At 56.7% G+C, this 15,367-nt stretch carries 17 protein-coding genes; 10 read left to right on the top strand and 7 right to left on the bottom strand.

Features of this window, described 5'->3' with window-relative positions:
- Window positions 1–137 precede the first annotated feature (137 nt).
- The 5 genes from pnp to mtr all read left to right on the top strand — a co-directional run bounded on the left by pnp (window position 138) and on the right by mtr (window position 6,727).
- A complete protein-coding gene (gene pnp, locus IM299_RS05330) occupies window positions 138–2,270 on the top strand; it encodes a polyribonucleotide nucleotidyltransferase (RefSeq protein ID WP_041907891.1) in 2,133 nt (710 codons plus the stop codon).
- Window positions 2,271–2,379: 109 nt separating this feature from the next.
- Window positions 2,380–3,264 (top strand): lipoprotein NlpI, encoded by an 885-nt coding sequence (gene nlpI / locus IM299_RS05335; protein ID WP_028014546.1) that lies wholly within the window; start codon window positions 2,380–2,382, stop codon window positions 3,262–3,264.
- Between the two features lie 107 nt (window positions 3,265–3,371).
- Window positions 3,372–3,452: a protein YrbN gene (gene yrbN, locus IM299_RS23090; RefSeq protein WP_100122156.1), complete on the top strand. Its 81-nt coding sequence runs from the start codon at window positions 3,372–3,374 to the stop codon at window positions 3,450–3,452.
- Window positions 3,445–5,340, top strand: coding sequence for a DEAD/DEAH family ATP-dependent RNA helicase (locus tag IM299_RS05345; RefSeq protein ID WP_159125920.1), 1,896 nt, complete (start codon window positions 3,445–3,447; stop codon window positions 5,338–5,340). The genes yrbN and IM299_RS05345 overlap by 8 nt, the downstream gene beginning before the upstream one ends.
- A gap of 142 nt (window positions 5,341–5,482) precedes the next feature.
- Complete coding sequence (gene mtr, locus IM299_RS05350) at window positions 5,483–6,727, top strand: tryptophan permease (RefSeq protein ID WP_028014544.1); 1,245 nt, start codon at window positions 5,483–5,485, stop codon at window positions 6,725–6,727.
- Window positions 6,728–6,811: 84 nt separating this feature from the next.
- Here the strand turns inward: mtr and IM299_RS05355 are convergent, their stop codons facing one another.
- The 3 genes from IM299_RS05355 to IM299_RS05365 all read right to left on the bottom strand — a co-directional run bounded on the left by IM299_RS05355 (window position 6,812) and on the right by IM299_RS05365 (window position 9,779).
- A complete protein-coding gene (locus IM299_RS05355) occupies window positions 6,812–7,819 on the bottom strand; it encodes a luciferase-like monooxygenase (protein WP_163332883.1) in 1,008 nt (335 codons plus the stop codon).
- A 78-nt stretch (window positions 7,820–7,897) separates the two neighbouring features.
- The gene (locus IM299_RS05360; protein WP_028014542.1) at window positions 7,898–8,776 is read right to left on the bottom strand and encodes a U32 family peptidase; all 879 of its coding nucleotides are present in this window, start codon (window positions 8,774–8,776) and stop codon (window positions 7,898–7,900) included.
- Between the two features lie 7 nt (window positions 8,777–8,783).
- Complete coding sequence (locus IM299_RS05365) at window positions 8,784–9,779, bottom strand: peptidase U32 family protein (protein ID WP_014885366.1); 996 nt, start codon at window positions 9,777–9,779, stop codon at window positions 8,784–8,786.
- Between the two features lie 211 nt (window positions 9,780–9,990).
- Here IM299_RS05365 and IM299_RS05370 point away from each other — a divergent pair, with 211 nt between their 5' ends.
- A complete protein-coding gene (locus tag IM299_RS05370) occupies window positions 9,991–10,515 on the top strand; it encodes an SCP2 domain-containing protein (protein WP_193357123.1) in 525 nt (174 codons plus the stop codon).
- A complete protein-coding gene (locus tag IM299_RS05375) occupies window positions 10,509–11,012 on the top strand; it encodes a GNAT family N-acetyltransferase (protein WP_041907900.1) in 504 nt (167 codons plus the stop codon). Before IM299_RS05370 ends, IM299_RS05375 begins: the two co-directional genes overlap by 7 nt.
- On the opposite strand, the gene IM299_RS05380 is transcribed toward IM299_RS05375, so the two are convergent.
- Window positions 10,999–11,328 (bottom strand): GIY-YIG nuclease family protein, encoded by a 330-nt coding sequence (locus tag IM299_RS05380; protein WP_045260079.1) that lies wholly within the window; start codon window positions 11,326–11,328, stop codon window positions 10,999–11,001. The genes IM299_RS05375 and IM299_RS05380 overlap by 14 nt on opposite strands.
- Before the next feature lie 14 nt (window positions 11,329–11,342).
- On the opposite strand from IM299_RS05380, the gene IM299_RS05385 reads away from it, so the two are divergent.
- Window positions 11,343–11,777, top strand: coding sequence for a YhbP family protein (locus IM299_RS05385; RefSeq protein WP_047364709.1), 435 nt, complete (start codon window positions 11,343–11,345; stop codon window positions 11,775–11,777).
- On the opposite strand, the gene IM299_RS05390 is transcribed toward IM299_RS05385, so the two are convergent.
- Window positions 11,757–12,275 carry a type 1 glutamine amidotransferase domain-containing protein gene (locus IM299_RS05390; protein ID WP_028014537.1) on the bottom strand — a complete coding sequence of 173 codons (519 nt, stop codon included), beginning with the start codon at window positions 12,273–12,275 and terminating at the stop codon, window positions 11,757–11,759. The genes IM299_RS05385 and IM299_RS05390 overlap by 21 nt on opposite strands.
- Before the next feature lie 128 nt (window positions 12,276–12,403).
- Here IM299_RS05390 and IM299_RS05395 point away from each other — a divergent pair, with 128 nt between their 5' ends.
- Together IM299_RS05395 and IM299_RS05400 are read left to right on the top strand one after the other, a co-directional pair.
- Complete coding sequence (locus IM299_RS05395) at window positions 12,404–13,048, top strand: NAD(P)H-binding protein (protein WP_193357124.1); 645 nt, start codon at window positions 12,404–12,406, stop codon at window positions 13,046–13,048.
- 40 nt (window positions 13,049–13,088) lie between these two features.
- Window positions 13,089–14,126, top strand: coding sequence for a permease (locus IM299_RS05400; protein ID WP_028014535.1), 1,038 nt, complete (start codon window positions 13,089–13,091; stop codon window positions 14,124–14,126).
- Window positions 14,127–14,175: 49 nt separating this feature from the next.
- Here the strand turns inward: IM299_RS05400 and dolP are convergent, their stop codons facing one another.
- Complete coding sequence (gene dolP / locus IM299_RS05405; protein ID WP_028014534.1) at window positions 14,176–14,751, bottom strand: division/outer membrane stress-associated lipid-binding lipoprotein; 576 nt, start codon at window positions 14,749–14,751, stop codon at window positions 14,176–14,178.
- Window positions 14,752–14,760: 9 nt separating this feature from the next.
- Window positions 14,761–15,351 carry a DnaA initiator-associating protein DiaA gene (diaA, locus tag IM299_RS05410; protein ID WP_003861754.1) on the bottom strand — a complete coding sequence of 197 codons (591 nt, stop codon included), beginning with the start codon at window positions 15,349–15,351 and terminating at the stop codon, window positions 14,761–14,763.
- Window positions 15,352–15,367: the final 16 nt, after the last annotated feature.

A 15,367-nucleotide genomic window follows, 5' to 3' on the forward strand; every position in this document is an offset into this window, starting at 1 on the left:
AGAGGTTCGCGCGGCTAATGAGAGGCTTCACCCATGGGGGTGTCGGTTGTCATTAGTCGCGAGGATGCGAAGAAGGTCGGGTTAAATCGACAGCACGCCGGCGGTGTGCTGTCATACATTTAAGAAAGGATAGAATTTTGCTGAATCCGATCGTTCGTAAATTCCAGTATGGTCAACATACCGTCACGCTGGAAACCGGCATGATGGCACGCCAGGCGACTGCTGCCGTTATGGTAAGCATGGATGACACCGCGGTATTCGTGACCGTTGTGGGCCAGAAAAAAGCTAAACCAGGTCAGGACTTTTTCCCGCTGACCGTTAACTACCAGGAGCGTACCTACGCTGCCGGTAAAATCCCGGGTGGCTTCTTCCGTCGTGAAGGCCGTCCAAGCGAAGGCGAAACCCTGATCGCGCGTCTGATTGACCGCCCGGTTCGTCCGCTGTTCCCGGAAGGCTTCGTTAACGAAGTGCAGGTTATTGCGACCGTTGTTTCCGTTAACCCACAGGTTAACCCGGACATCGTTGCGATGATCGGTGCCTCCGCTGCCCTGTCACTGTCTGGTATTCCATTCAATGGCCCAATCGGTGCCGCGCGCGTCGGTTACATCAACGACCAGTACGTGCTGAACCCAACTCAGGAAGAGCTGAAAGAAAGTAAGCTGGACCTGGTTGTTGCCGGTACTGAAGCGGCTGTGCTGATGGTTGAATCTGAAGCTGAACTGCTGAGCGAAGACCAGATGCTGGGCGCTGTGGTGTTCGGTCACGAGCAGCAGCAGATTGTTATCCAGAACATCAACGACCTGGTGAAAGAAGCCGGTAAGCCACGTTGGGACTGGCAGCCAGAAGCAGCAAACGACGCGCTGAACGCACGCGTTGCGGCACTGGCAGAATCTCGTCTGAGCGACGCTTACCGCATCACCGACAAACAGGAGCGTTACGCTCAGGTTGACGCGATCAAATCTGAAGTAACCGCGACCCTGGTTGCCGAAGACGAAACGCTGGACGCTAACGAAATTGGCGAAATTCTGCACGCTATCGAGAAAAACGTTGTTCGTAGCCGCGTACTGGCAGGCGAGCCGCGTATCGATGGCCGTGAAAAAGACATGATTCGTGGTCTGGACGTACGCACGGGCGTACTGCCGCGTACTCACGGTTCTGCGCTGTTCACCCGTGGTGAAACGCAGGCGCTGGTTACCGCAACCCTGGGTACCGCACGTGACGCGCAGATCATCGATGAACTGATGGGCGAGCGTACTGACAACTTCCTGTTCCACTACAACTTCCCTCCGTACTCTGTGGGCGAAACCGGTATGGTTGGCTCACCGAAGCGTCGTGAAATTGGTCACGGTCGTCTGGCGAAGCGCGGCGTGCTGGCAGTGATGCCGGAAGCTGACAAATTCCCGTACACCGTTCGCGTGGTTTCTGAAATCACCGAATCCAACGGTTCTTCTTCCATGGCTTCCGTGTGTGGTGCTTCTCTGGCGCTGATGGATGCAGGCGTGCCGATCAAAGCCGCCGTTGCGGGTATCGCAATGGGTCTGGTGAAAGAAGGCGACAACTTCGTTGTTCTGTCTGACATTCTGGGTGACGAAGACCACCTGGGCGATATGGACTTCAAAGTAGCGGGTTCCCGCGACGGTATCTCTGCCCTGCAGATGGATATCAAAATTGAAGGTATCACCAAGGAGATCATGCAGGTTGCTCTGAACCAGGCTAAAGGTGCGCGTCTGCACATCCTGGGCGTGATGGAACAGGCTATCAACGCGCCACGCGGTGATATCTCTGAATTCGCTCCGCGTATTCACACCATCAAGATCAATCCAGACAAGATCAAAGATGTTATCGGTAAGGGCGGTTCTGTTATCCGCGCGCTGACCGAAGAGACTGGCACCACCATCGAAATCGAAGATGACGGTACTGTGAAGATCGCAGCAACCGACGGCGAGAAAGCGAAATTCGCGATCCGTCGCATCGAAGAGATCACTGCTGAAATCGAAGTGGGCCGCGTCTACGCGGGTAAAGTGACCCGTATCGTTGACTTTGGTGCGTTCGTTGCCATCGGTGGCGGTAAAGAAGGTCTGGTTCACATCTCTCAAATCGCTGACAAGCGCGTTGAGAAAGTGACCGATTACCTGCAGATGGGTCAGGAAGTGCCGGTTAAGGTTCTGGAAGTTGACCGTCAGGGCCGTATCCGTCTGAGCATTAAAGAAGCAACCGAGCAGTCTCCTGCCGCTGCGCCAGAAGCGCCAGCCGCAGAACAAGGCGAGTAAGGTAGCATTTGCCCTCCGCTTCTGCGGAGGGTTTATTATCAGGCAGGACGCCTTGTTAAGCCGCCGGGGGACAGGACGTTCATCCAATAGTTGTCTTCGGGAGTGGGAAATGAAGCCTTTTTTGCGCTGGTGTTTCGTTGCGACAGCTTTAACGCTGGCAGGATGCAGCAACTCTGCCTGGCGTAAGAGCGAAGTCCTCGCAGTGCCATTGCAACCGACTTTGCAGCAGGAAGTGATTCTGGCACGCATGGAACAAATACTTGCCAGTCGGGCTTTAACCGATGACGAACGCGCACAGCTTTTATATGAGCGCGGAGTGTTGTATGATAGTCTCGGTCTGAGGGCATTAGCGCGAAATGATTTTTCACAAGCGCTGGCTATCCGACCTGATATGCCAGAAGTATTCAATTACTTAGGCATTTATTTAACGCAGGCAGGCAATTTTGATGCTGCCTATGAAGCGTTTGATTCTGTACTTGAGCTTGATCCAACTTACAACTACGCGCACTTGAATCGCGGTATCGCATTGTATTACGGCGGTCGTGATAAGTTAGCGCAAGATGATCTGCTGGCGTTTTATCAAGACGATCCTAATGATCCTTTCCGTAGCCTGTGGCTTTACATCGTTGAGCGGAAGCTCGATGAGAAGCAGGCAAAAGAAGCACTACAACAGCGCTTCGAGAAATCGGATAAGGAACAGTGGGGATGGAACATTGTCGAGTTCTACCTGGGCAACATTAGCGAAGCAACGCTGATGGAACGCCTCAAGGCGGACGCAACGGATAACACCTCGCTCGCTGAGCATCTCAGTGAAACCAACTTCTATTTAGGTAAGTACTACCTAAGTCTGGGGGATATGGACAGCGCTACGGCACTGTTCAAATTAGCGGTTGCTAACAACGTACATAACTTCGTTGAGCACCGTTATGCATTGTTGGAATTATCGCTCTTGGGCCAGGAGCAAGACGACCTGGCAGAATCGGACCAGCAATAGCTGACGACATAAACATCAGCCCGTAATCTTTTGATTGCCATCACCTTCACTGGTGAGGGCGTTGTTGTTCGTCAATACACCTACTTTGAGCCGGTTCACACTTTTCAATGAAAATTGCTAATCATTTTCACGATGAGCTAAGTAGACTGGCCGCCATTGACATTGAGGCACTCGTACTACATGGCTGAATTCGAAACCACTTTTGCAGATCTGGGCCTGAAGGCTCCTATCCTTGAAGCCCTTAACGATCTGGGTTACGAAAAACCATCTCCGATCCAGGCAGAATGTATCCCGCATCTGCTTTCTGGTCGTGACGTGCTGGGCATGGCCCAGACTGGTAGCGGTAAAACTGCAGCGTTCTCGCTGCCGCTGCTGAACAACATCGATCCGGACCTGCGTGCACCGCAGATCCTCGTCCTGGCTCCAACTCGTGAACTGGCTGTTCAGGTTGCTGAAGCAATGACGGAATTCTCTAAACATATGCGCGGCGTAAACGTGGTAGCCCTTTACGGCGGCCAGCGTTATGACGTGCAGTTACGCGCCCTGCGCCAGGGCCCACAGATTGTCGTCGGTACGCCGGGCCGTCTGCTGGATCACCTGAAGCGCGGTACTCTGGACCTCTCTAAACTGAGCGGCCTGGTACTGGATGAAGCAGATGAAATGCTGCGTATGGGCTTCATCGAAGACGTAGAAACCATCATGGCGCAGATCCCGGAAGGTCATCAGACCGCCCTGTTCTCTGCAACCATGCCAGAAGCGATCCGTCGCATTACCCGCCGCTTCATGAAAGAGCCGCAGGAAGTGCGTATTCAGTCCAGCGTGACCACTCGCCCGGACATCAGCCAGAGCTACTGGTCCGTGTACGGCATGCGCAAAAACGAAGCGCTGGTCCGTTTCCTGGAAGCGGAAGATTTTGATGCGGCGATTATCTTCGTGCGTACCAAAAACGCGACCCTGGAAGTGGCTGAAGCGCTGGAGCGCAGCGGTTACAACAGCGCAGCGCTGAACGGCGACATGAACCAGGCTCTGCGTGAGCAGACGCTGGAGCGTCTGAAAGACGGTCGTCTGGATATCCTGATTGCAACCGACGTGGCAGCACGCGGCCTGGACGTTGAGCGTATCAGCCTGGTTGTTAACTACGACATCCCAATGGATTCTGAGTCTTACGTTCACCGTATCGGTCGTACCGGTCGTGCGGGTCGTGCGGGCCGTGCGCTGCTGTTCGTTGAGAACCGCGAGCGTCGTCTGCTGCGTAACATTGAACGCACCATGAAGCTGACCATTCCAGAAGCTGACCTGCCAAACGCAGATCTGCTGGGCAAACGCCGTCTGGAAAAATTCGCCGCGAAAGTACAGCAGCAGCTGGAAAGCAGCGATCTGGATCAGTACCGCGCGCTGCTGTCGCAGATCCAGCCTGTCGCTGAAGGCGAAGAGCTGGACATGGAAACTCTGGCTGCAGCACTGCTGAAAATGGCTCAGGGCGAACGTAGCCTGATCGTGCCACCAGATGCACCGATGCGTCCTAAGCGTGAGTTCCGTGACCGTGACGATCGTTTCGAACGTCGTGGCGACCGTAACGACCGTGGTCCACGCGGCGACCGTCCAGAGCGTGGTGGTGAAGACCGTCCACGTCGTGAGCGTCGTGACGCTGGCGACATGGAACTGTACCGCATTGAAGTGGGCCGTGATGATGGTGTTGAAGTTCGTCACATCGTTGGCGCGATTGCTAACGAAGGCGACATCAGCAGCCGTTACATTGGTAACATCAAGCTGTTTGCATCCCACTCTACCATCGAACTGCCAAAAGGCATGCCGGGCGAAGTACTGCAGCACTTTACTCGCACCCGCATCCTGAACAAGCCGATGAACATGCAGCTGCTGGGCGATGCACAGCCACGTCCTGACCGCGGTGGCGAACGTCGTGGCGGTGGTCGCGGTTTCGGCGGCGAGCGTCGTGAAGGCGGTCGCAGTGAAGGTCGCGGTGGTGAAGGTCGTCGTTTCTCCGGCGAGCGCCGCGAAAGCCGTGGCCCACGTCGTGAAGAAGGCACCAGCCGTCGTCGTTTCGGTGACGCGTAAGCCTTTCGCTTCTGACGTAAAGTAAAATATACAGCCCCGATACATGCTATCGGGGCTTTTTTTATTCCCTTTGTACTCTTGTACTGGTACAGTGCGTCACACTAAAATGCAGAACCGCATGATTAACTGGAGAAAAGGCTGTATGGCGACACTAACCACTACCCAAACGTCACCTTCGCTGCTTGGCGGCGTGGTGATCATCGGCGGAACCATTATAGGTGCCGGGATGTTTTCCCTGCCCGTGGTCATGTCCGGTGCGTGGTTCTTCTGGTCGCTGGCCGCGCTGGTGTTCACCTGGTTCTGCATGCTGCATTCCGGCTTGATGATCCTTGAAGCGAACCTGAACTACCGCATTGGCTCCAGCTTCGACACCATCACCAAAGATCTGCTGGGCAAAGGCTGGAACCTGGTGAACGGCCTTTCCATCGCATTTGTGCTCTACATCCTGACCTACGCGTACATCTCAGCAAGCGGCTCGATTCTGCATCACACCTTTTCGGAGATGTCGCTGAACGTTCCGGCGCGTCTGGCGGGACTCTGCTTTGCGCTGGGCGTGGCGTTTATCGTCTGGATGAGCACCAAAGCGGTGAGCCGAATGACGGCGATTGTGCTGGGCGCTAAGGTCATCACCTTCTTCCTGACCTTCGGCAGCCTGCTGGGGCACGTTACGCCCGCCACGCTGTTTAACGTTGCGGAAGTTAATACCTCCTACACGCCGTATCTGCTAATGACTCTGCCGTTCTGTCTGGCGTCGTTCGGCTACCACGGCAACGTGCCGAGCCTGATGAAGTACTACGGCAAGGATCCGCGCACCATCGTGAAGTGCCTGGTCTACGGCACGCTGCTGGCGCTTGGGCTGTATGTGATTTGGCTGCTGGGGACAATGGGCAACATCCCGCGCCCGGAGTTTATCGGCATTGCGCAAAAGGGCGGTAACATTGACGTGCTGGTGCAGGCGCTGAGCGGCGTGCTGAACAGTCGCAGCCTGGATCTGCTGCTGGTGGTCTTCTCTAACTTTGCGGTGGCGAGTTCATTCCTCGGTGTGACGCTGGGCCTGTTTGACTACCTGGCGGATCTGTTTGGCTTTGACGATTCTGCGATGGGGCGTTTCAAGACGGCGCTGCTGACCTTCCTGCCGCCGATTGTCGGCGGTCTGCTGTGGCCGAACGGTTTCCTGTACGCCATCGGCTATGCAGGGCTGGCGGCCACCATCTGGGCGGCGATTGTGCCAGCGCTGCTGGCACGTAAATCACGTAAACGCTTCGGCAGCCCGAAATTCCGCGTCTGGGGTGGTAAACCGATGATTGCGCTGATCCTGGTATTTGGGGTGGGTAACGCGCTGGTCCACGTGCTGTCGAGCTTTAACCTGTTGCCTGTGTACCAGTAAACACATTGCCCGGTGGCGCTACGCTTACCGGGCCTACAGGGATCGCGTAGGCCGGATAAGGCGAAGCCGCCATCCGGCAAAAAACTACCCCACCAATTCTTCTTTCACCTGCATCGCCAGGTCAAACGAATGCAAACGCGCCTGGTGATCGAAAATCTGGCCGTTGACCATAATTTCATCCGCCTGCGTTTCACGCAGCACTGCTTCCAGCCCGTGACGCACTTTTGCCTTATCACCCACCAGCGACATGCTCAACGCCTGCTGCACGCCATACTGCTCGGAGGCCGACCACAGCTGATGCATATTTTCCACCGGAGGCGGCAGCTGGCCCGTCTCGCCGCGGCGCAGCTTCACAAACGCCTGCTGCATAGAGGTAAACAGGAATTCCGCGTCGCGATTGCTGTCAGCGGCAATGATGTTGATACACACCATCGCGTACGGCTTCTCCAGACGCGCGGACGGTTTGAAGTTCGTACGGTAGAGGTGCAGCGCCTGATGCAGCATATCCGGCGCGAAGTGGGAGGCGAACGCGAACGGCAGCCCCAACTGCGCGGCGAGCTGCGCGCTATACAGGCTCGAGCCTAACAGCCATACCGGGATCTTCTCGCCATAGCCCGGCACCGGGCGCACGTGCGGGTTCGGATCGCGCGCGTCGAACCAGTCCACCAGTTCCGCCACGTCGCGCGGGAAGTTATCGATATCGCCGCTCATATGGCGGCGCAGGGCGCGCATGGTCGGCTGGTCGCTGCCCGGCGCGCGGCCAAGCCCCAGGTCAATACGGCCCGGATAGAGGGTATTCAGTGTGCCAAACTGCTCGGCAATCACCAGCGGGGCGTGGTTCGGCAGCATCACGCCACCGGAGCCAAGGTGTAAAGTGGTGGTATTCGCTGCCAGGTAGCCAATCAGCACCGATGTAGCGGCGCTGGCAATGCCGACCATGTTGTGATGTTCTGCCAGCCAGTAGCGGTGATAGCCACGCTTTTCGGCCAGCTGAGCCAGATCGAGAGAGTGCGTGAAGGCTTCTCTTGCCGAAGAGCCTTGTGGGATCGGCGCCAGATCCAGCACCGAAAACGGAAGGGTTTTGTCAGTCATAACAGCTCACTTTGTCGACGGTCAATCTTTAATACTGCATTAAAAAATGATAACCGTTGTTAACAAAGTGAGCCTTTTTTAGGCCTGAAGTTCCAGCCCGGCCAGACGTTTCCAGTAACCGTTGCAGTCGCTGTTTGCCGTCAGCGGCAGCGGCGACGCGCCGTTTTCGTTAGCGCGGAAGGCGTCCAGCATCGCGAAAACGCTGGTATCCAGCGGCGACAGGCGCACCATGTCCACCAGCCCGTCCATCGACGCCAGTTCGTTGCCGAGGTTATAGACGTAACCGCTCATGGTCTGAATGCCGTTCAGGACGAATACCTGCTGGTTCTCCTGCGACAGCATGCTGCGCCCGTTCGGGTACTTGATGCAGCAGGTTTCACATTCATCTTTCGGGCGATCTTCCGAGCGCGCGGTGAAGCAGCGGGCAGAGTAGGCCAGCGGCAGATGACCGTAGCTCAGCACTTCCACTTCGAACTGATGGCGAATGCCCAGCTCATCGCACTGATTCAGCAGGTTTGCCAGCCAGTCACGGGAGAGCTCCACCGGCATGCACCAGCGGGTCATTCCCTGCTTGAGCAGCAGGCGCAGGGTGACGGCGTTATAGCAGTTCAGCGCATGGCCTGCGACAAACGGCAGCCTGCGTTCGGCGCACATGTTCACTACCCCCAGATCGCTCGCTTCCAGCAGAAACTCACCGTTTTCGACGTAGCGCTTCAGCTCGCCCAGTTCGGACGAAGCCTGCACCAGCGCGAGCGTTGACAGCACCACCTGCTTGCCGCTCCCGGCCAGGCTCTTCGCCATCTCCAGCCAGTCGCCCACTTTGGTGGCGCGGCGTTTGCTGCACACTGCTTCACCGAGGTAAATCACATCGGCGCTGCTGGTGGCGGCCTGTTGATAAAAATCTTCCAGCGTCTCTTTTGGCCAGTAGTAGAGCACCGGCCCTAATGAATATTTCATGGTTTTCTCACTGCCATTTACGGTGATACGCGCCCAGCGTGGTTTGCGTGCCTTCAGACATCGATCCGAGCGTCTCCATCCACGCCGCCTGTGGGGCGTAGTTCTGCGGGTCCGCCATGCAGCGGTCGATGGCCTGACGCCACACTTTCGCCACCTGGCTCACATAGGCCGGACTGCGCTGGCGACCTTCAATTTTCACCGAGGCAATATTGGCGGCCAGTAGCTCCGGCAGCAGCTCCAGCGTATTAAGGCTGGTGGGCTCTTCCAGCGCGTGGTAGCGCTCGCCGTCGACCAGGTAGCGGCCTTTGCACAGCGTCGGATAACCCGCGTTTTCACCGTCCTGATAGCGGTCGATCAGAACTTCATTCAGACGCGACTCCAGCCCCTGTGGGGTCTGCTGCCAGCGGACGAAGCGGGCAGGGGAGCAGGCCCCGACGGTATTCGGCGATTCACCGGTTAAGTAAGAAGAAAGATAGCAACGGCCTTCGGCCATGATGCACAGACTACCAAAGGCAAAAACCTCCAGCGGCACTGGCGTGACGCGCGCGAGTTGCTTAACCTGATGAATAGAGAGCACGCGCGGCAGTACCACGCGGGCGACGTCAAAGTGTTGATGGTAAAAACGCACCGCCTCTTCGTTGGTGGCAGATGCCTGAACAGAGACGTGGCGCTCAATATGCGGATAGCGTTCTGCTGCATACTCAAGCATGGCGAGGTCGGCCAGGATTAACGCATCGGCGCCCAGCTGTGCTGCCATATCCACCGCGCGCTGCCAGCGGGCGTAACCGTCAGGATGGGCAAACGTGTTGATGGCAATATGCAGCTTGCGGCGGTGCTGATGAACGAAGTTAACGGCTTCCTGAAGCTTTTTCTCCGTAAAGTTAAGGCCAGCAAAATGGCGGGCGTTGGTGTCATCTTTCAGCCCGATATAGACCGCATCGGCCCCATTCTCGATGGCCGCCTTAAGCGCCGGAAGGTTTCCGGCAGGGCAGAGCAGCTCCATAAATTATCCTGATGTAGTCGATAGCAAAATTGTTAACGAGCTGGGATTTTAATTAACCCATACGCGACAATTTTTGATTTAAGGCAGCTAATGGCGTATTGATGGCACCAATAATGGGGTACGTCCGACGATGGTTTGTTGATTTACGCCGCTATGTTCTGGAACGGATGTGGCAAAATAGCGGGACTATAGCTATCAGGGAGTAAAGCTCGTGCTGGATAAACTGCGTTCACGTCTCGTACAATTCGGTCCATCAATGCTGAGCGTGCCGGTCAGGCTGGCGCCGTTCGCGCTTAAACGCCAGGTGCTGGAGCAGGTCCTGAGCTGGCAGTTCCGTCAGGCGCTGCAGGATGGCGAGCTGGAGTTTCTGGAAGGGCGCTGGTTAAGCATTGAGGTGCGTGACATCGGGCTGCGCTGGTTTACCTCCGTAGAGAACGACCAGCTGATCGTTCGTGAGTCTGCCGAGGCGGACGTGAGCTTTAGCGCCAACGCCAGCGATCTGCTGATGATCGCCGCGCGCAAGCAGGATCCGGATACGCTCTTCTTCCAGCGCCGTCTGGTGATTGAAGGCGACACGGAGCTGGGCCTGTACGTGAAGAATTTAATGGATGCCATTGAGCTGGAGCAGATGCCGAAAGCGCTGCGCGTGATGTTAATGCAAATGGCAGATTTCGTTGAGGCCGGGCTGAAAACCCCGCCGGACAGTAAACACACTTCAGTAGGTGAGCCATGCTGATTCGAGTCGAAATTGGGATTGATGCACCGGGTATCGATGCGTTATTACGCCGCTCTTTTGAGAGCGATGCGGAAGCCCAACTGGTCCACGATCTCCGTGAAGACGGCCTGATCACGCTGGGGCTGGTTGCCACCGATGACGAAGGTCAGGTTGTCGGCTATGTTGCCTTCAGCCCGGTGATCGTTCAGGGTGAAGATCTTCAGTGGGTGGGCATGGCACCGCTGGCGGTAGATGAAAACTACCGCGGGCAGGGCCTGGCGCGCCAGCTGGTCTATGAAGGGCTGGACTCGCTGAATGAGTTTGGTTATGCCGCCGTGGTCACGCTGGGCGATCCGGCGTTCTATGGCCGTTTAGGCTTCGAGCAGGCCGCGCATTACGATCTTCGCTGCCGCTGGCCGGGTACCGAATCCGCCTTCCAGGTGCATCGCCTGGCGGATGATGCCCTGAACGGCGTAAATGGTCTGGTGGACTACCACGACCATTTTAATCGCTTTTAATCAGGCTTTCGCGTAGCGCCTCAAAGGAGCCGTCTCCGGTCACGAGGCGCTCCTTCTGGCGCTTCGTTAGCTGCTTAATACGGTACTCCAGCCTGAGTGCCAGCGATCTGTCCCCCACGGCGGCAGAAAAAGCCAGTTGCAGTTCGCCTTTCCCCCGCAGCGCTTTTGCCCCTTTCCCCGTTTGATGTTGTAAAAAACGCCGCGCCACATCGGTGGTGATCCCGGTGTAGAGTGCGTTATCAGCGGTTCGGACAAGATAGAGAAACCAGCACACGGTAAACAGATTCAGTATGTTAAGGTGAACGCACCATAGCATGAGAGAGAACGAAAATGGAAACACTGGCCGCCATTAACCGCTGGCTGGCAAAGCAGCACGTCGTGACCTGGTGCGTATATAGCGAGGGCGAAATGTGGTGCGCCAACGCCTTTTACTACTACGATCCTGAACGCGTCGCTTTTTACGTCATGAGTGAGGACAAAACGCGGCATGCCCAGATGACCGGCCAGCAGGCAAAAGTGGCGGGCACGGTCAACGGCCAGCCCAAAACCGTCGCGCTGATCCGCGGCGTGCAGTTCAAAGGTGAGATTCGTCGCCTGGAAGGTGAAGAAAGCGACGCACAGCGTAAACGCTACACGCGCCGCTTCCCGGTTGCTGCTGCGCTAAAAGCCCCGGTGTGGGAAATCCGCGTTGATGAGCTGAAATTTACCGACAACACCCTGGGCTTTGGCAAAAAGCTTCACTGGCTACGCGCCGAGCAGGCGTAGCGCTTCGCGGTTAAACGCCGGGAGATCGTCCGGGGTCCGGCTGGTGATCAGCTGGTCGTTATCGTTGACCACCTCCTGATCGTAAAACTCGGCCCCTGCGTTTTTCAGATCGATAACGATCGGTTTCACCGCCGTAAGCTTACGCCCGCGGACCACTTCAGCGCTGATCAGCAGCTGCGGGCCGTGGCAGATGGCAAAGACCGGCTTGCCGGTGCCGACGAAGTCACGGGTAAAGGTGACGAAACGCTCGTCCCCGCGCAGGGAATCCGGTGAATGGCCGCCCGGTAACAGCAGGGCGTCGAAATCTGATGGGCTGACGTTATCGATGGACTCGTCGATGGTCACGCTGGCTTCGCCCTTGTGGCCCTTCACGGTTTTACCCGCTTCTTTCTCAATGGTGATGACCTCGTGGCCTGCCTTGCGGAATGCCTCAGCTGGCGACGTAAATTCTGAATCTTCAAACTCGTCGGTAATCAAGACTGCGATTTTTTTACCCATGCTTCCTCCGTTGTTTTCGCTTCAGACTGTTTTTTTCCCGTTTGTGGTAAATACTTACCGGTAACAGACTTTTAAGTGTGGTAGAGCAGGTCCAGATCGCAAACGGACAATTCTGTAAAGGGGATAAGATGAGTCAGGTACTGATTACCGGCACAACCGGGCTGGTGGGGGGACATCTGCTGCGGTTGCTGATCCAGGACCGGCATATCAACTATATTGCCGCCCCGACGCGCCGCCCGCTGTTGGATATCACCGGCGTCTATAACCCGCACGATCCCCAGCTCACCGACGCGCTGGCGCAGGTACAGGATCCTATAGATATCGCCTTTTGCTGCCTGGGCACGACGCGGCGTGAGGCGGGCAGTAAAGAAGCGTTCATCCATGCGGACTACACGCTGGTGGTGGATACCGCCCTGACGGCGAAAAAGCTGGGGGCAAAACATTTCCTGGTGGTGAGCTCGCACGGCGCCAGCACCGGCTCACCGTTTTTTTACAATCAGGTGAAGGGCAAAATGGAAGAGGCGCTGATTGCGCAGAAGTGGGAGCGCCTGACAATCGTGCGGCCTTCCATGCTGATGGGCCACCGCGACGAACGGCGTTTTAACGAATCCTTCTTCGCCCCGCTGTTTCGCATCCTGCCGGGTAACTGGAAGTCCATCGAGGCACGGGACGTCGCGCAGGCGATGCTGAAAGAGGCGCTGGCACCGTCGCAGGAGGGCGTCAATATCATCCCTTCGGCAAAACTTCGTGAAATCGCGCAGGGCGAGGCGTAAACTTCTCCGGCTTATTAAATAACACTCTCCGGGGAATGGTATGACTGGTCAGTCTTCATCTCAGGCGGCAACACCTGTCCAATGGTGGAAGCCCGCACTCTTCTTTCTCGTGGTCATCATTGGCCTCTGGTATGTGAAATGGCAGCCGTACTACGGCAAAGCCTTCACCGCCGCCGAAACGCACAGCATCGGTAAATCTATACTCGCTCAGGCTGATGCCAGCCCGCTGAAGGCGGCATGGGATTACGCCATGGTCTACTTCCTGGCGGTGTGGAAAGCTGCCGTCTTAGGGGTAATCCTGGGATCGCTGATTCAGGTACTTATTCCGCGAAACTGGCTGGTGAAAACACTCGGGCAGCCGCGCTTTCAGGGCACGCTGCTGGGGACGATTTTCTCTCTGCCGGGCATGATGTGCTCCTGCTGTGCCGCACCGGTAGCGGCGGGTATGCGCCGCCAGCGCGTATCCATGGGCGGTGCGCTGGCATTCTGGATGGGGAACCCGCTGCTCAACCCGGCGACGCTGGTGTTTATGGGCTTTGTGCTCGGCTGGCATTTTGCCGCTATCCGTCTGGTTGCCGGGCTGCTGACGGTGCTGGTGGTGGCGACGCTGGTACAAAAACTGGTGAAGGATACTGCCGTCGAACCCGCAGCCGTTGAACTGGACGTCAGCGAACCGCAGGGCGGTTTCTTCACTCGCTGGGGTAAGGCGTTGTGGCAGCTTTTCTGGAGCACCATTCCGGTCTATATCCTGGCGGTATTGGTTCTGGGCGCGGCGCGCGTCTGGCTATTCCCGCATGCGGACGGCGCGATCGACAACACGCTGATGTGGGTGATTGCGATGGCCGTTGCAGGCTGCCTGTTTGTGATCCCCACGGCGGCAGAAATTCCGATTGTCCAGACCATGATGCTGGCCGGTATGGGTACCGCACCGGCGCTGGCGCTGCTTATCACCTTGCCGGCAATCAGCCTGCCGTCGCTCATCATGCTGCGTAAGTCTTTCCCGGCGAAAGCGCTGTGGCTGACGGCGGGGCTGGTGGCGTTGAGCGGAGTGATGGTGGGGAGTATTGCGTTGATGTAAAAAAAGCCCGGTGGCGCTCGCGCCTACCGGGCCTTTAGTCAGACGTGGATTACTTAATGTAGGTAAACGCGGTGGTGACGTGCTTCACGCCGCTCACCCGGCTGGCGATATCCGCCGCCGCTTTCCCTTCACGATCGGTCACCAGACCCAGCAGGAACACTTCACCGTTTTCGGTCGTTACCTTCACGTTTGAGGATTTCACCTGGTCTGAACCCAGCAGCTGGGAGCGGACTTTGGTGGTGATCCAGGTGTCAGACGACGCGGTGCCCAGACTGATTGGCTGACCCTGGCGGATTTCATTGAAGACTTCCGTGGTGCCCTCAACGCCCATTGCGATCTGCTTCGCGCGGCTGGAGAGTTCGGTATTCGGTGCCTGACCCGTCAGCAGGACTTTGCCCTGATAAGCCGTCACGTTGATACGCGCTTCTTTCTTGATTTGTTCGTCTTTCGACAGCGCACTGTTGACCCGCAGCTCCAGCGTACCGTCATCCACCTGCGTTCCCACTGAGCGCGGATCGGTCGCCGCTTTGGTGCCTACTGCGGCAGTACCCACAACGGCCGCAGCGATACATCCCTGAAGCAGTAATGCAGACATAAGGACTGCGAGGGTCGATAAAGCCTTCATAAAAACTCCTTAATCATCCTGGTGAGGGAAAAGCGTGTTATCGATCAAATCGCATAAGCAGTTCACCGTGAGCATATGCATCTCCTGGATACGTGCGCTACGGTGAGACGGAATGCGGATTTCCACATCCTGCGGCCCGAGCAGACCCGCCAGCTCACCGCCGTCATAGCCGGTTAAGGCGACGATGGTCATGTCGCGGGTAACGGCGGCTTCAACGGCTTTGACGATGTCCCGGCTGTTGCCGCGCGTGGAGATCGCCAGCAGCACATCGCCGGCATGCCCCAGGGCGCGCACCTGCTTTGCGTAAATTTCGTCATGCAGACGATCGTTAGCAATCGCTGTTAAGACCACATTATCGGTATTAAGTGCAATGGCAGGTAAACTCGGGCGTTCGGTTTCAAAACGGTTAATCATGCTGGCAGCAAAATGCTGTGCGTTGGCGGCTGAGGTTCCGTTGCCACAACAGAGGATTTTGTTGCCGTTAAGCAGGGATTGCACCAGCGTCATTGCAGCGCGAGAGATCGCGTCCGGAAGGGCTTCCGCCGCGGCAATCTGAGTCTGGATGCTTTCTGTGAAGCACACTTTAATTCTTTCGAGCACGTTATCCCTTTTAAAT

Origin of the sequence: Enterobacter cloacae complex sp. P47BA (assembly GCF_014930485.1) — a bacterium.
In the GTDB taxonomy this organism is placed as follows: domain Bacteria; phylum Pseudomonadota; class Gammaproteobacteria; order Enterobacterales; family Enterobacteriaceae; genus Enterobacter; species Enterobacter bugandensis.

Coding starts and splice junctions, on each gene's coding strand:
- dolP (WP_028014534.1), bottom strand. CDS start 14,751: ATGAAGGCTTTATCGACCCTCGCAGTCCTTATGTCTGCATTACTGCTT.
- IM299_RS05385 (WP_047364709.1), top strand. CDS start 11,343: ATGGAAACACTGGCCGCCATTAACCGCTGGCTGGCAAAGCAGCACGTC.
- nlpI (WP_028014546.1), top strand. CDS start 2,380: ATGAAGCCTTTTTTGCGCTGGTGTTTCGTTGCGACAGCTTTAACGCTG.
- IM299_RS05400 (WP_028014535.1), top strand. CDS start 13,089: ATGACTGGTCAGTCTTCATCTCAGGCGGCAACACCTGTCCAATGGTGG.
- yrbN (WP_100122156.1), top strand. CDS start 3,372: ATGAAAATTGCTAATCATTTTCACGATGAGCTAAGTAGACTGGCCGCC.
- IM299_RS05375 (WP_041907900.1), top strand. CDS start 10,509: ATGCTGATTCGAGTCGAAATTGGGATTGATGCACCGGGTATCGATGCG.
- IM299_RS05390 (WP_028014537.1), bottom strand. CDS start 12,275: ATGGGTAAAAAAATCGCAGTCTTGATTACCGACGAGTTTGAAGATTCA.
- IM299_RS05365 (WP_014885366.1), bottom strand. CDS start 9,779: ATGGAGCTGCTCTGCCCTGCCGGAAACCTTCCGGCGCTTAAGGCGGCC.
- IM299_RS05395 (WP_193357124.1), top strand. CDS start 12,404: ATGAGTCAGGTACTGATTACCGGCACAACCGGGCTGGTGGGGGGACAT.
- IM299_RS05345 (WP_159125920.1), top strand. CDS start 3,445: ATGGCTGAATTCGAAACCACTTTTGCAGATCTGGGCCTGAAGGCTCCT.
- IM299_RS05355 (WP_163332883.1), bottom strand. CDS start 7,819: ATGACTGACAAAACCCTTCCGTTTTCGGTGCTGGATCTGGCGCCGATC.
- IM299_RS05380 (WP_045260079.1), bottom strand. CDS start 11,328: ATGCTATGGTGCGTTCACCTTAACATACTGAATCTGTTTACCGTGTGC.
- mtr (WP_028014544.1), top strand. CDS start 5,483: ATGGCGACACTAACCACTACCCAAACGTCACCTTCGCTGCTTGGCGGC.
- IM299_RS05360 (WP_028014542.1), bottom strand. CDS start 8,776: ATGAAATATTCATTAGGGCCGGTGCTCTACTACTGGCCAAAAGAGACG.